Source organism: Enterobacter cloacae complex sp. IR5412, from assembly GCF_049237385.1.
Lineage (GTDB): Bacteria > Pseudomonadota > Gammaproteobacteria > Enterobacterales > Enterobacteriaceae > Enterobacter > Enterobacter intestinihominis.
Genome location: NZ_JBMKHQ010000003.1, coordinates 147,473 through 163,328, shown reverse-complemented (window position 1 = coordinate 163,328; position 15,856 = coordinate 147,473). Strand labels below are relative to the sequence as shown.

The 15,856-nt window shown below is 54.8% G+C and carries 11 protein-coding genes; all 11 read right to left on the bottom strand.

Features of this window, described 5'->3' with window-relative positions; translation table 11 throughout:
- Window positions 1-2 precede the first annotated feature (2 nt).
- The 11 genes from ACOTX2_RS07075 to tssK all read right to left on the bottom strand — a co-directional run bounded on the left by ACOTX2_RS07075 (window position 3) and on the right by tssK (window position 15,842).
- On the bottom strand, window positions 3-908 hold the full coding sequence (locus ACOTX2_RS07075) for a DUF4123 domain-containing protein (protein WP_063147259.1): 906 nt from the start codon (window positions 906-908) through the stop codon (window positions 3-5).
- Between the two features lie 211 nt (window positions 909-1,119).
- Window positions 1,120-2,082, bottom strand: coding sequence for a putative type VI secretion system effector (locus tag ACOTX2_RS07070; RefSeq protein ID WP_063147258.1), 963 nt, complete (start codon window positions 2,080-2,082; stop codon window positions 1,120-1,122).
- Between the two features lie 293 nt (window positions 2,083-2,375).
- Window positions 2,376-3,335, bottom strand: coding sequence for a putative type VI secretion system effector (locus tag ACOTX2_RS07065; RefSeq protein WP_063147257.1), 960 nt, complete (start codon window positions 3,333-3,335; stop codon window positions 2,376-2,378).
- Entirely contained in the window at window positions 3,332-6,100 is a 2,769-nt protein-coding gene (locus tag ACOTX2_RS07060) for a T6SS effector BTH_I2691 family protein (protein ID WP_063147256.1), read from the bottom strand. Before ACOTX2_RS07060 ends, ACOTX2_RS07065 begins: the two co-directional genes overlap by 4 nt.
- Before the next feature lie 46 nt (window positions 6,101-6,146).
- Complete coding sequence (locus tag ACOTX2_RS07055) at window positions 6,147-6,413, bottom strand: PAAR domain-containing protein (protein WP_022648278.1); 267 nt, start codon at window positions 6,411-6,413, stop codon at window positions 6,147-6,149.
- A gap of 15 nt (window positions 6,414-6,428) precedes the next feature.
- Entirely contained in the window at window positions 6,429-8,801 is a 2,373-nt protein-coding gene (locus ACOTX2_RS07050; RefSeq protein ID WP_063147255.1) for a type VI secretion system Vgr family protein, read from the bottom strand.
- Window positions 8,798-11,443 carry a type VI secretion system ATPase TssH gene (gene tssH / locus ACOTX2_RS07045; RefSeq protein WP_063147254.1) on the bottom strand — a complete coding sequence of 882 codons (2,646 nt, stop codon included), beginning with the start codon at window positions 11,441-11,443 and terminating at the stop codon, window positions 8,798-8,800. The genes ACOTX2_RS07050 and tssH overlap by 4 nt, the downstream gene beginning before the upstream one ends.
- A gap of 172 nt (window positions 11,444-11,615) precedes the next feature.
- A complete protein-coding gene (gene hcp / locus ACOTX2_RS07040) occupies window positions 11,616-12,107 on the bottom strand; it encodes a type VI secretion system effector Hcp (protein ID WP_009653685.1) in 492 nt (163 codons plus the stop codon).
- A gap of 5 nt (window positions 12,108-12,112) precedes the next feature.
- Window positions 12,113-13,819, bottom strand: a complete 1,707-nt coding sequence (locus ACOTX2_RS07035) for an OmpA family protein (RefSeq protein WP_038416146.1) — start codon at window positions 13,817-13,819, stop codon at window positions 12,113-12,115.
- Entirely contained in the window at window positions 13,816-14,505 is a 690-nt protein-coding gene (gene tssL / locus ACOTX2_RS07030) for a type VI secretion system protein TssL, short form (RefSeq protein ID WP_063147252.1), read from the bottom strand. The genes ACOTX2_RS07035 and tssL overlap by 4 nt, the downstream gene beginning before the upstream one ends.
- Window positions 14,502-15,842: a type VI secretion system baseplate subunit TssK gene (gene tssK, locus ACOTX2_RS07025; protein WP_022648283.1), complete on the bottom strand. Its 1,341-nt coding sequence runs from the start codon at window positions 15,840-15,842 to the stop codon at window positions 14,502-14,504. Before tssK ends, tssL begins: the two co-directional genes overlap by 4 nt.
- Window positions 15,843-15,856: the final 14 nt, after the last annotated feature.

The window sequence follows — 15,856 nt, the reverse complement described above, 5'->3', positions numbered from 1 at the left end:
TCTTAACATGCCATACTGTCAATTATGGATTTAATATCTGAGTATGACTGAAGGTCTTTACTGCGATTACTAAATAAGACCTTCTTAAATACCTCATCCTGATAAAATAGCCGCTGCGCGCTCAACACATCAAGCCCAAAATCAATAACATCCTTATCGGATGTTGAGAAAGTTGAATAATAATAATCCAGCGCAGGAAGCAATAATCCCATAACATCACGCTCACTAAATTTATGCGGCATTCTCATTTTCCGATATGCTCGCAAAATATAATTAACAACTAAAATTCGGCCCATTTCTAATGCATTTTGCTCTGTTAATCCAAGTGAGTAGTTTAATTTTTTTTTGCATTTACCATCACCATTCACCACCTGAGCTATTCCGCCTCCATCAATATAAGACCATGTATTAATATTGCTTAATAGCTGTTGTTTTTGCCATTTATCTAGCGCATACATTAACAAACCAAATACTGATGGGTCGTAATAGCGAAGTAATATATTACCAACTGATTGAATCGACTGTACGGCGGACAAAGCGACCTGTTCAGCAAGCTGCTCCCCAGTTAAATCCGTCGAAATCCACGCACAGACGCTGCGCCCTTCCCCGGACTCAAGTTTTTCTATTTTCAACTCATTCAATGAATGGTAAATACTATTCTTAAACAATTGACCATCTCTCTCGCTGGAGGCACTAAGAGGGAAAAGGTAAAGTGGTAAAGCCCCCTGAAGTTCTTCCTGGCGGAATGTAACAGGATAAGATTTATATTCTCTAAGAATACCGGGCAAAAAAAGTTCTGAATGATACTGTTCTAAAGATGCATCTATCAGCAGAAAACATTTCCCATTTTTCCCAAAAGCAGCATTGGTAATTTCTTCATGTATATCGTTAAAAAATTTATCATCCATAATCAACCCTGCCAGAATAATATTAGAAACACATTTCAATTAATTTGTATTTATGATTTTCATAAAACATCATTATCTTATTCATATTTAGCCGCTCCCCCTCTCAGTAGCGATAACAATTTTCTCCTGAATAGGTAAATTTCAAACTTGGGCATGCTGGCTTACCTTGTTTCCTGTCGGGGGTAACCAAAATAACACTGTCTTTTTCTGTCTAGTAGTAAAACCAGCCTTCATCTGAATAAATGAATTTCCCACTGGGACAGGCAGGTTTACTTTTATCACCCGGCTCATACCACTTCCCATTATCTTTTAGTTGTTGCTCACTTTTTTTTGTAATTTTATTGAGATTGATTGTTGCAACTCTTCTCATCCCCAGCAACTGAAATATCTCCTCCGCCAGTTTGCAGCGTGTTGGAGCACAGGCTTTATAAGCAAAGAATGCAATTAATCCTGAAAGACCCACTCCCCCCAACAATGCTATAACATACAACCAAAAGTATGTGGTGATAAATGACTCAAGGCCCTTCCAGGTATCTTCAATCACTTCACTCAGAACTCCCGCAAAAAGCACCGAGAAGAAAAAAATCCCCGTGAGAATAAACATGTTTTTAATCCGCCACAGCATATGCGCAATATGCCCCATATCACATTTCGGACATACAGACACTATCCGCTCTTCCGGTAACGCAATGGCATAGACTTCATAATGATCATGCTGCCACTCAACAATCATGTCCACATTATCGCCAGTCTGAAGTCGGGTGATGCCCACCCAGCCGCGAAATGGTCTGCCATTAATATCTCCCTGCACATATTCCGCCGAATCATTTGATGATTCGCTCTCAGCCATAATGGCAGCCCCGACGCCAGGACTCCCTGCGACTATCGCGGCGGCGGCGGCAGCTCCGCGCTGGCCATCTGATATCTCCGGCAACGTGCTGGTCCGGTAGGCATCTGCATCAAAATACTCCCGAAAATAATCGCTACGGAAAGACTGCAGTTTCCCTGATATTTTCTCCAGAGGACCATAAGGCGGCAATACCGGCGGCGGCGGAAGCTCACGTGTCCACGGCCTGCCGTTCATCACCTCAATCTCTCGCTTTGTACGCAGGTCTGCTAATTTTTCTGGCTTAACAAAACGGGAACATATCTGATATTGCTCTTCTGAATTCATGAAATATCCTTTATCGCCCCTTCTAGGGCTTTATTCTGGTCTGCCACACTGCGGTTGAACGGTGCTGTTCCAGATACGCATTTCCTGCACCATATCTGAAGCTCGTCGTCCGATATCCAGGTCACAACCACCTGTAACAAAGTTATCGCCACCATCACTGCCCAGGCCAGCAAAATCGCCAGAGATCTGACTCCAAAATATATTTCCACCGTTTATTTTTCAGCAATTAATTCCACACCAGAAGCATTCCACGACTAATAACACTAGCGAAAGTAGCTTGTTTCACTGCCGATTTAGTAGTAAAACCAGCCTTCATCTGAATAAATGAATCTCCCGCTGGGACAGGCAGGTTTGCTTTTATCACTCGGCTCATACCACTTCCCATTATCTTTTAGTTGTTGCTCACGTTTTTTTGTTATTTTATTGAGATTGATTGTTGCAACACGCCTCATCCGCAGCAACTGAAATATCTCCTCCGCCAGTTTGCAGCGTGTTGGCGCACAGGCTTTATATGCAAAGAATGCAATCAACCCCGAAATTACAGAGGACACCACAAAAGCCATTACCAGGAAAAGATAAAACCTCTCAAATAAAGAGACACCATTTGGATTTCCTTTTGAGATAGAGATAAATACACATACAGAAACAAAAGCCACCATCAATATGGTGATTAGAATGAACATATTTTTAATGCGCCACAGCATATGCGCAATATGCCCCATATCACATTTCGGACATACTGACACTATCCGCTCTTCCGGTAACGCAATGGCATAGACCTCATAATGGTCATGCTGCCACTCAACAATCATGTCCACATCATCGCCAGTCTGAAGCCGGGTGACACCCACCCAGCCGCGAAACGGCTGGCCATTAATCATCCCCTGCACATATTCCGCCGAATCATTCGAAGACTCGCTTTCAGCCATCATTACAGCCCCGACACCCGGGCTCCCTGCAACTATCGCTGCAGCGGCGGCAGCTCCGCGCTGGCCATCTGATATCTCCGGCAACGTGCTGGTCCGGTAGGCAACTGCATCAAAATACTCCCGAAAATATTCGCTACGGAAAGACTGCAGTTTCCCTGATATTTTCTCCAGAGGACCATAAGGCGGCAATACCGGCGGCGGCGGAAGCTCACGTGTCCACGGCCTGCCGTTCATCATCTCAATCTCTCGCTTTGTACGCAGGTCTGCTAATTTTTCTGGCTCAACAAAACGGGAGCATATCTGATGCTGCTCTTTTGAATTCATGAAATATCCTTTATCGCCCCTTCCAAGGCTTTATTCTGGTCTGCCACACTGCGGTTGAACGGTGCTGTTCCAAATACACATTTCCTGCACCATATCTGAAGCTCATCGTCCGATATCCAGGTCACAACCACCTGTAACAAAGTTATCGCTACCATCACTTCCCAGGTCATCAGTACTGCAAGTATTCGGATCCCTAAAATTTCCCAAGCCAAAAAACCTGTAATTTTCCCAGCTACTTTTTTAACTATCGGTTGACTAAACTGTTCCAGCAGAAGACCGACTGATTTTGTGACTGCCAGGACATCAACTGTTGTTTTAATAAGCAATACAGAGGAAAGTAAAAAACGATTGCTTTGCAACTCTTCGTAAGTACTTGCACCATCAGCAAACACCGAAATTAAAGACGCAGTTCCACCCGCTGCCGCCCCAACCCCCTTGACCCAGGCCACCGTAAGCTCACGCGCTTCCAGACCTTTTTCTATTGCCGGCAAAATAACCGACGTCCCCTGACTCACCATCGCCAGCCCGCTGGCCAGCAGGCTCGCCAGCGGCTTCTTCTCATCCCTTACCTGTCCGCACAGGTAGATAAAATCCATCGCATTCAGCACCAGCAACAGACTGTTTATTCCCGCCAGCCGATATTCGGCCTTGCCCTTTTCTGATGCAAAGTGCTCTTCCAGCCTGCTGCTCATTCTCTGTTTAATCTCGGCGACTTCATTCCCGCTCGCCATAAAACGTCCGCTGCGCCGTATACCTGCCAGCACCGTCTGACGTAACACCGGGGCATCTTTCAGATACGCATTCACTAACGAGTGAACTTTTTCTGAAGGTATTCCCGCCCTTATCATAAATATCAGCCTGAACGCCGTGGTCGCCAGCTTCTCGCCTGTCTTATCCACCCGCAGAATTCGGCTTACCCTGTCTCCCACCGTGACGATAAACGCATCCGTGTTGAAGAGCTGTACTTCCAGTTTGCTGGCATTTTCCCTCAGCCCCTTCACGACACTGTTCATCGATTTCTGGTAATATCCCTCCAGCTTTTTCATATTGCTGACCTGCTGCATCAGGGCTGCCGTCATGGCGGTCGCCGTCAGAGGCGTCACGTCCTCGTCCTTTTTCCCTTTCACCGTCGCCAGATACGGCTCCAGCTCACTGATTAGCTGCGGGTTATTGGCCGCCACATGCCGCCACAGCAGATTCCCGCGATTTTTAGTGCTGTACTCATTCCACCAGCCGTCTATCTTTGCCGCCCCTGCCGGACAGCTGTTGATCCCGTGCATGGACATCCCCACCGCTGACTGGTAGAACAGCCCTGCCCGCTGTGCCTCGCAGTGGAAATCATCCAGCGTTGCCAGCAGTACCGGTGCACTGAGCCAGTTCACCACGCTGACGATACGCTTCTGGAAGATAGCATTAACCGAATCAACCAGGCTCGTGTAGCAGGTATCAAAGTTCGCCTGTCGGGTTGCGTTGAGCTTTTTCTGATAGGGAGCCCAGCTCCGGGCCCGGACTCCACTGAAATCCTGCGAGGGTTCAGGCAGATTTAACGCCAGTTCCTTATCGACCTGAGCCTGTATCGCGGCAACCCGTCGCTGGTGAGCAGCCAGCGGTTCGGGTGGACTCATCAGCACACTCTCCGGGTATGATGCCGTCACGTTCTGCGCATGCCAATTTCTCACTAACCTGTCATCAGCCCTGATTTGTGCCAGCACATCAGGCTTACCCTGATACCTTTTCTCAAGCGCCTGCAGACGCGAATCCAGATATTCGTCTGTCAGCATGGGACCATCAGTTCTTCGTCTCCGCATCGCGTCCTCCAGAGATTCGGCATTGCTTTCCAGCAGCGTTCTGACTGCATCGAGGTTTGTTTTGGTGGCGAACTCAAGCTCACGCTCCTGCAGGAACTGCGCCTGGCGCCCCAGCACATCTTGGCTCCAGCCGTTAAGCTCATGAACAATCCCCACCGGATCCCAGAGTGGAAGCAGCAACGGCGTCATCCCCTCACTTCGGTTTTCCATGGCCGTGACCGTCGCGGCTGCCATGCCACTGCGGTTTTTTGCCCACGGATACAGACTGGACTGCAGTTTCACCACATCATTATTGACCCGCCAGGGATCATCCACTGTCGGATCCCAGAGTGACGATGCACGGCTGATGTTTACCACTTTCGCCTCATCCGGACCAGGCAGAAGACCAGAAACAGAAGGCACCTGATAGTCCAGTACCTGATTCAGGCTTGCCCCGGTAACGTCGGTCCCTGTTTTTGTGCGCTGAGCTCCCGCCACCGAAGGCATCACTTTCTGCATTCTCTCACTGCGCTCTTCTGGCCTGATGCGATACCGATCGAGCGTTTCCTGCTCCCACGGATACTGACTGAACGCAAACCACACATTGCCGCACTTATCCGGGGATTCAATGCTCATGAACTCGACGTTTTGCGCGATATGCTCGCCCGTTTCGCACAGCGCTTTATCCACCGGTACAGGATTAGACTCCACCTGTTGCAGCCACAGTGAGCCGTCTGGCGCAACGCTGTAGCACTGCCAGTAATTGATGCCATGTTTTCCTTTTTCATAAAAAACGTAAAGGTAGCCCTGGCGAAGCGCGCGGAGTGTGTACTTTTCATTACTGGCGAGCGTTACCCCTGTTATGCGCGCATCATTCGCCCATCCCGGTAAACTGGCATTAATATTTTCTGGCACAACAGCATAGCGCACGGGCAGTACTGTCAGGCCTTTCGTTGTGCATAACCCCTGGCATGCCATATTCACATCCTTTTTTTAATTAAGCCTGTAAATAAAAAATTCTTATTTAGCCAGTGAAAAAATTAGAGCCTGCGATCACTTTATGGCCGGGACATAGACAAAGCACACGGTCCTGATCCTGTACCAGAAGTATGCCATTACTGACGATACCAATTGCAGTGGCCAGGATGGGAAATGTTCCCTTACAGACAGTACAGATGGCTTTGTCATTATTTTGTGCCACCTGTTTTCCATCACTAAAATAATTCGCAGTTGCAGAAATTATTTTCCCATTACTCGTCCTGTCACCTAAAACGGCTAATTTTGTAGTCATCTTTTTCCTCAAGTATTAGCTAAGCATCACCACAGCCCCTTGCTGTTGGGCTGCAGAAATTACCCCAGGTTTGCAGCCAGAAGGTAGCGAAAGCGTTGAATTTAACGTCGCCGCAGACTGCTGTTGAACCGCAATACATTTCAACGTGACGTTTTTGCCAGTACCAACTTCAACCCCCGCATCACTTAACCGTATAAATGTCCCCCCACAAACCAAAAGGATTTCTTTTTTGGCTGATATGACAACGCTGTTGTCTGAACTGGCGACCGAAAGCTTTTCTTTAGCAAATAAATTCAGCGCGTCCGACTGTGCCTGAATATCTACTTTGCCCTCCGAGGCATACATTTTTATTCCCAGTTTGTGTGCAAATAAGCTCAGAATATCGCCCACCGCCAGAGTTAATTTTTTGGCAATGCTAATGTCTGCATGTTGACCAGCAGTAACAATTAGATTTTCCCCCGCCGAAACTTGTACGCTCGCGGGGGTGACCTGCGCAATTCCTGAAGGGGCAGACAGAAGTAATGCTTGCTGCTTAAGATCGCTAAGCGTCTGATTCATTAATGTTGTTTGTTTCTCAAGATCGGCTAATTCCGCCTGGGCTGCTTGAGCAGCGTGACGTAATCCAGAAGTCACCTCTCTGGCAGCGTCAAGTTCTTTGAGCGCAGCTTGCATTTCACGCTGCAGTCCTTGCGCTTTCGCCTGCCCGTCCGCCGAGATGAATAGTCCTTTCTGCGCCCGGATGGCACCCCAGCTGTCGGTTCTGAGTTCAAAACCCTCCCCCCGCTGTTGTTTTTCGCTGTCGACCAGATGGCCGAGGTTCAGCTGGCTCTTGCCGCCGTACTCTGTGCTGACCTTGATATGCTCTTTTCCGCGCTCGTCGTCGAGGCGGATTTTGTTGTTCGCCGGGGTCCGCAGGACGTTGCGTTTGTAGTTCCGGATGGTAACGTGGTCGCCGTGCGCCGAGTCGTGCAGCACACCGGCAATGTACGGCCGGTCCGGGTTGCCGTCCTCAAAACCAATCGCCACCTCGGTGCCTGCCAGCAGCGGCAGGTGCAGGCCGTAGGTGTCCCCCGCATACGGGCGGGACTGACGGACCCACAGGCTCTCGAACCCGGTCTCCCAGTTCTCACGATCAAACAGCATATTGACGCGGTAGCGACCGTCCTTGTCGATATGCCCGTAGGTGTCATTTTCGGTGGTGCTGGTGACGCGGGCCGGTAAGGTACCGGCCATCACCGGGCGGCGGCCTGGCGCCGGGCGGAAGCAAAAGTCCGCGCTGTCCGGGATACCGTCAAACCTGACGCAAAAGTCTGCATCACGCCGGGCATGGCTGTGCATCGCCGTGACCACCACGCCCTGGGTAAACACCTCCGCCACTTCGTACCCGCCGGTGACTTTCAGCCGCATACCCGGTGAAAGGGTCGGGCAGCTGGTGAAAGCAACGGTCTGCGTCTGGCCATTCAGGTAGCGTTCGTGGCGGATGCGGGCGTAAAACGCCCCGGACTCCGCTGCCGGGTTGCGGTCATACGCGCTGCCCGGCGTCAGGTAGTTATCCGCCCAGTGGTAGGCATCACCGTACGTGGTGACATCCCCGCCGGTCGCGTCAACCCGGGCGTTCATGTCCTGCGTGGCCTGACGGTAGTTGTAGTCCCGGGTGCTGACCTGCTTCTGCACCACATTGTGATGGCATTCCATTCCCCAGACTGAATCCACGCCTTTTGAATGCTGGCCCGATGGCGGTACAGACGGCAGCGTCAGGCCTTTCTCATAGCCCTGCTGGCTGTCGTAAAACTCCACCACGTCAATGCTGAGGCGCGTGTCGGTGGTGAAGCGGAACCATATACCGACCTCGCCCAGCAGGCGGGTGATGAAGTGCAGGTCGTCCTCAGCGTACTGCATCACCTGCTCACGGCGTGGATACTCTCTGGTGAGCGAAAACAGAAAATCCTCACCGCGCATGCCGTGGCGCTCGCGCAGGATTTTCTCCACAATTTGTGGGACGGACATGTCCTGGTAAATGGTGTTCTGGTGCGAGCGGTCAAGCAGCGCCAGACGCGGCTCAAGCGTCAGGGCGTAGCGGGTTTCATCTTTTGACGTGCTGAGGCGTTCAAAACCGGTCACCACGCCCTGAATCACCCGTACCGGCTGCTGTATTTTGATACCGTAACCCTGGTCTACCGGGGCCTGAAGCGTCAGGGAAGCCGCTTTCATCAGCATCATCTCTTTGCTGATGACATGATCCGCGCTGGTGAATTCAGTACGGTAGCTGAACGGCGTGCTCAGGGCTTCATTGCCCTCAAATGCCAGCACATCAAGCCCTGCATCGCAGCTCTTCACCGAAAGCAGGTGATGGCTGTGGCTGAATCGTAAGGGAAGATTACTGCTCATGCATGCTCACCTTCTGTCCGGTCAAACTCGAGCACTATGCCCTCTTCCTCATCCCAGCCAAGCGTCAGGGTATGCGGCTTATGCCCCGCAGCCATCTGGCTCAGCAGCTGCTGGCTCAGGACCGGCAGAATCTGCTGGTTCAGCAGGCTGTCGATATTGCGCGCCCCGGTGTCCGGCAGCAGGCAGGCATCGGTCAGCGCGTCGTACAGGCTTTCGCTGATATGGGTAGTTATTCCGTAGTGACGGTTGAGGCGTCTGCTCACCTGATTCAGCTTCATCCCCACAATGGTACGCATCGCTGCCTGTGCCAGCGGACGGTAAATCACCGTCTGGAAGCGCGCCAGCAGTGCGGGCTGGAAGTGGTCCCGCAGGACAGGACGCAGCAGTTCATGCAGGTCCGGCTCTGTCGCCTCCGGTTGTTCCTCCAGCATCTGCATGATGAGGTCGCTGCCGAGGTTCGAGGTCATCAGAATCACCGTGTTACGGAAGTCAATTTCCCGCCCCTCGCCGTCGCGCATGAAGCCCCGGTCAAACACCTGGTAGAACAGGTTCATCACGTCCCGGTGTGCCTTTTCCACTTCATCCAGCAACACCACGCTGTACGGACGCTTACGGACGGCTTCGGTCAGAATGCCGCCCTGACCGTAACCCACGTAGCCCGGCGGTGAGCCCTTGAGCTGCGAGACGGTGTGTGGCTCCTGGTATTCCGAGAGGTTGATGGTGATAAGGGACTTCTCGCCGCCGAACAGTTCATCGGCCAGCGCCAGGGCGGTTTCGGTCTTGCCTGTGCCGCTCGGCCCCACAAGCAGGAACACGCCCTGCGGGCCGTTCTCCGGCGCCAGACCGGTTTTGCTGGCGCGCAGGCGCTGCGCAATGGCATTCAGTGCGCTGTCCTGGCCGACAACGCGTTTCGCCAGACTGTGTTCAAGGCTCAGCAGTTCCGTCTGCTCGTCCTTCATCAGGGAAGAGAGCGGTACGCCCGTCCAGTCGGCGATAACGGTGGCGACGGTACGCGCGTCCACATCCAGCCCCAGCAGCGGGGTATTCTGCTGCACGGCAGTAAGCTGCATCTGAAGGTCCGCAATCTCTCCCTGGCGGGAGATATCCGTGCGGCAGGCAAGCAGTTCTTCCGTGAGTTTCAGCTCCTGGCCGTACCGGGTTTCCCGTTCATCGAGCTGCAAAATGATGCCGACTTCTTCCTCTCCGATGGCGGCCAGACGTTCGCCGTGGGCGGTATTGCCCACCGCGATATCCTCCAGCAGCGCCTGTTTCTCCATGGCAAGTGCCGTGAGCTGCGCCTTCATCCTGGTCAGTGGCTCCGGCACCGTATCGAGGCTCATGCGGACACGGGCCGAAGCGGTGTCCAGCAGGTCAACCGCCTTGTCCGGCAGCTGGCGTCCGGTCAGATAGCGTCTGGAGAGCGTGACGGCCGCCCTGACCGCCTCATCGGTAATATGCACACCGTGGTGCTGCGCGTAACGTGGCTTGAGTCCCCGCAGCATCAGGCACGCGGTGTCGTCGTCCGGCTCGTCAACTTTCACCATCTGGAAACGACGCTCCAGCGCGGCGTCGCGCTCAAAGTACTGCTTGTATTCGCTCCAGGTGGTGGCGGCGATGGTTCTGAGCTCACCGCGGGCGAGCGCCGGTTTCAGCAGGTTGGCCGCATCGGCGCCCCCCGCCTGGTTGCCCGCACCGATAATGGTGTGCGCCTCGTCAATGAAGAGCAGAACCGGCAGGGGTGACTGCTGCACCGCGTCGATGATGTTTTTCAGGCGTTGTTCAAACTCCCCCTTCACGCCTGCACCCGCCTGTAACAGGCCGAGGTCAAGGGTGCGTACCGAGACCGGCTTCAGCGCGTCCGGCACATTGCCTTCGGCGATGCGCAGCGCCAGTCCTTCCACGAGCGCGGTCTTGCCGACTCCCGGTTCGCCCACCAGAATCGGGTTGTTCTTGCGGCGCCGGGAAAGAATGTCCACCATCTGGCGGATTTCATTGTCGCGGCCATAGACCGGGTCGATTCTGCCCTCACGGGCGCGGGCGGTGACGTCGAGGGTGAACCTGTCCAGCGCATTCTGTAACGCCGGGTTCAGCTCTCCTTTTATATCCGCATTCACCGGACGGCCGACAAACTCCACCTCATCGCCCTGCGTAAGCTCCGCTTCCTGCTGCACCTCCGGGCGTTCATCCGACTGCGCATCCAGAAGCCCCCGCAGGCGCTCAAGCTGGCTCTGCGCCAGCGTCAGCAGCGGCCACAGGCCGTCGCAGCGCACCAGTTTCGGTTTGTCCACCAGGGCCATCAGGAGGTGAATGCTGCGGATGTGCTCTTCCCCCGACAGCGAGGCGTGCAGCCAGGCCTCCTGCATCAGAGCCCGGACACTGTCCGACAGCTGCGGACGGCTGCGCACCGAACGTGGCAGGCTGTCCAGAAAACCCAGCATATCCTGCCATATCGTATCCATATCCCATTCGTAGCGCCGCGCCAGCACCGTCAGGTCGCCCTCACCCTGCTCCAGCAGCTTCAGCAACCAGTGCTCGGGCAGGATTTCCGCATGGGCGCGGGTCTGGCACAGGGAAGCGGCCCCTTCCATCGCGCGGGCACAGTAAGGGTTAAGACGGCGTAACAGGATGGCGGGATTTTCCATGAGACTCTCTCTTTATCAGTTCCGGACACGCTACCGCCCGTCGCTGTTCCCTGTTATTCAGGAACCCAAAGCGCATCAGGTCGGGCAGGCAGATTGTGTTTTTCTTTGCACAGCGTCCGTGCATACAGACGCTGTGCAAAAAACTGCGGACAGGGCCCTGTCCGCATGCGACTTACGCGGTGGCGCGTTCGTTCCAGGAATCGGAATGAATGATGTTGCCGTCCTTGTAGGTCCAGGTGATTTTTTCGTAGCGCAGTTCAATCTGCTCGAGGTGGTTGTGCTTCTCGAACGCCGGGTCCTTGATGTCGTGCATCTTCGGATTCACTTTCACCAGCTTCACGTTCTCAAGCTTCGTGTTGAAGTACTCCACTTCCTGGCCCGCGTCATTGATTCTGTACCACTTAAATTCCGCAGACTTCAGGGTCTGGCCGGTGGTCACCGCCTTGTACAGGTACGGGCTGGAGGAGTCGATTTCCTTGGTGAACAGGAACGGGGTGTGGATACGGGTACCGGTCAGCTTGCCGGTGTTATTGTCGGTCGGGATGTACAGGTTATGCTCCTGGGCCACCACCTCGATGCTGCCTTCACGATCCTGAACGTCCACAGACCCTTTGATGTCCGCGCCGCCGTCGTCCTTCAGCCACAGATAGACTGGAATTGCCATGTTAATTACTCCGTTAAGTTGTTATCAGCGCCATCATCCTGCGATGACGCGGGGGTGTTGCCCGGCAGCTGGCAGGCGTTCGCCTGCGGCACCAGACTGATTTCGACACGGCGGTTCAGCGCCCGGCCTTCCGCCGTGTCGTTGGTGGCGACAGGTCGGCTTTCACCGTAGCCCTGCACCGCAAAACAGCTCTCCGGCACATCGCCGGTGTCCCGCATCCAGTCGCGCACCGACTCCGCACGCTTCAGGGACAGCACCTGGTTGGACTGGTCATCCCCGGTGCTGTCGGTATGGCCCGCGACCACAATCAGCCAGCCGGGCTTCGCCTTGATCCCCACCAGTGAGTTCACCAGCAGCTTTGTTGAGGCGGGTTTCAGCGCCCATTTGCCGGTATCGAACAGCGACATGCTGTCGAGGCGGATGATTTTCGGCGCGACCTTTTCCACAGGCTTTGGTGGAGGAGGTGGTGGCACATATGAGCGGATCGCTTCCAGCACCGGTATTCGCAGACGTTCCCCCCGATAAAGCCCCAGACCCAGCCGGGCCGGTACACCATTGCGTGCATGCTCATCCAGCAGCGCCGCATCCTCGCGCAGCACCTGTACGGCGCTGGCTTTAGGACCGTAATCATCCATGGCGATGCTGTTGTAACGGACAATATCGAAGCTAACGCGTTGCAGCAGCTGGCGGTTGTTCCAGCCACTGCTGAGCAGTGCAGCAATGGTCGCCAACGTGAAGATTCCGAGCGCACCGCGCCAGGTTCGTCCATGCGGTGTCAGGCCTCGTCCTTCTGGCAGTAAAGGGAGGACAAAATTCGGGAACAGGGAAATAACCGTACTGTCCGTTCCCGCCGGCTGCCAGCCAGACACCTGCTGCATCGCAGTATGGCGGGACAACCACGCTGTCCAGACAGAGGTGGCCATGCTTCCGGCCAGGATCGGGCCCAATCCCCACAGAACCGCAACAGGTTCAATGACAGGAATATCGGGGTTTTCATCCATAAGGACAGCGTGGACGTGCTGTTGGAACCAGCTCATCAGGCTGTTCATAAGCACCTGTTGATGCATCGCAGGCGTTCCGCCAGTATTAACCCATTCAGCAACTGAGCCAGGCGCTGAAGTCCCACTCCAGACCTTTACCCCTTCCCCCAGGATCGCCGTCTGCCAGAGCATGTCATTCATCATCGCACTGCCGACCTGTCCATTCAGAACCAGTGGCACAGAATGGCCGGTTGCTTTACGCAACCGACTAATCTGCCAGCGCAGGGCAAGCAAACGACTGGTAAGGCGTTCACTGTCAGGGTGCTGCTGCGGACAAACACTGACCATCACTGACAGCTGACGTCCCCAGTCGGGGCGCAACCACAGTACCTGACGGGCGGCCTGCTCCAGTTCCAGATGATCCTCCACACGGATCCAGCAGCCCTGCGTGACAGTAAGTACCGGTGACTGATGCGGCCAGGCAAGCGGCAGATCGCCACAGACCAGTACCACGGGCTGGCAATAACTCGTTTCAGGCAGGTCCTCCAGACACAGGGTGAAATCGTGCTGCACGCGACGGCAGGCGACAGCCCAGAACGCCATGATTAGCCCCAGTACCGCCAGCAGGACGAGAACGGAAACCAGCCGGGATGCTGGCAGAAACCACAGGCAGACCACTGCACTCAGCAGGGCAGCCCAGAGCGCAAGCCCGCGCTGTTGTGCAGGGCTCATTTCACGGCTCCCGGCAGCAGGGTAAGCAGTGTCTGATCCAGCCAGCAATCCAGTCCCCACCATAATGCGGTGACCACCACCACACTCAGGCCAATGCGCATGGGCCATGATGCAAGCCAACCCCTTATCCCCCGTCCGGCATGGCTTTCCGCCAGAACGGGATGGGGTTGTGAATAGCTGAACGGCGCAACATGTTCATTAAGTGCATTCATGAGTTTCTGCCGCTCAGGATCGTATAGGGAGCGGAAGTTGCCGAGGAATCCGAGCATCATGACCCGCTGGAAGCAGGTCACGACAGCGTGGTCAGGAGCCGGTTCACGCAGCACATCGCGCATCCGATCGCACAGCGTGTCACCGGCGTCCATGGTGCCAAGGAAGTGCCCCTGCAGGGGAATGTCATACCACTGCACGCAGGCATCATCCTCCACACCGCGACTCTTAACCGCCTCATCCAGCAGCGCACATTGTGCGGTGAGAATATGCCGGCAGCTGGCTTCATCAAGTTCGCCCGCTTTCAGCTCACGCTGCACACGTTCGACATCAGCAATGCAACGCTCCCACAGCGTGCGCCCTTCTCCATCCTGAAATTTCGGACCGTGACGCAGGCTGATCACCTGCAGCCAGGTATCCTGCAGCAGGGCATCAATATCAATGGCCGCGGCAGCGCCGCGTTTACGCTCACTCATGTTCTCAGCACCGCAAAGAGTTCAAGTTCAGGCTCGCCGAGCATGCCCGGAACGTAAAACATGCAGGTGCCGCCCTGGAGCATTTCAGTGGCCTGAGGATGAGAGACATCAAGACTGAAATACTGATTTTCCAGACGTAACGGAATGGCTGCCGGCACATGGCGCAGCGGGGTCAGCGGCACGCCCACCCGCGATGAATTGACGATACTTCTGACATGATCGGGGCTGCCAACCTTGCACTGGCGCGGGAACTGCTCCTGCAGCTGAGCTACCGGCACCATTGAACGCACGGAGAGGTAGTAATCCGCCCCTTCACGCAGACGCGGATCATGCAGACGGGCCTGCCAGAAGTGCAGCCGGGCATCGTGCTCAAGCTCAATCGCCACCACCCGCGATGGCAGACTGGCTTCCAGAAGGTCCCCCAGTAAATCAAACAGCGGCGGAAATACGTTATTCAGTTGCTCGTGCTGCCAGACCGGGATCGCACTCACCTGGTGCTCCAGCGAGAAGGTCAGCAGGCTGCCCGCCAGGCGGGCCAGCTCCGGATACAGGCGTTCAGGCGGACTTTGCGGATGGCGCTGAAACTGCCCCAGCACGGGCTCAGCGCTGTTGAGGGCATTCAGCAACCAGAACAGCGACACGTCGGCCACGGCAAAGTCTGCCATGCGCTCATTACTTTCCCGTCGCATGGCCATCAGTCGGCTCAGGCGTACACGTAGCTGGATCATCAGCTGTTCGAGCTGGGTTAACAGCCAGCGGCTGCCCTCGATGGCCAGGAGCGGGGGGAGAAACGTCTCATCAGGCTGCCACGCCCCCTGCAGATCCTGCTGCAGGCGGGCAACCGGACAGGTCAGGTAATCGCTGTTGTTCTGATGTGCAAACCGCAGCGTCAGCTCAGGACGCATTACCGCAATCTGGCGGGTATCGTCCCCGAAGGTATTGCGGATATCCTGCCAACGCTGGCGATAGCGAACAGGACGCCCGGCTACCTCATCGGGCTTAAGACAGTTGCCACCATTCGCGCGCAGCAGCGGTAGCGCGAGCATCACTACCACCTCATTTGATTCACTCTCCAGCGCCAGAACCGGTGGCAGATCGTCAGCATTATCCGTGTCGATAAGCGTCCCGTCGGGGAAACGGATGTGCAGATGGCGGGCCTGCAGGCGGCCCAGTTTCAGTGCATCCGGTTCGAAAGTGGCTTCAATCACTCCCCAGGGATGGGAGAGGCCTAACCGGGCGATGCATTCCGCAGACCAGGCCGCATACGCGGCCTGTTGCTGGAAGTGCTGGGGAGAGACCATCTGGCCCCTGCCCCATAACGGTTGTTCCGTTTTCATGCTTCCTGCCTTAC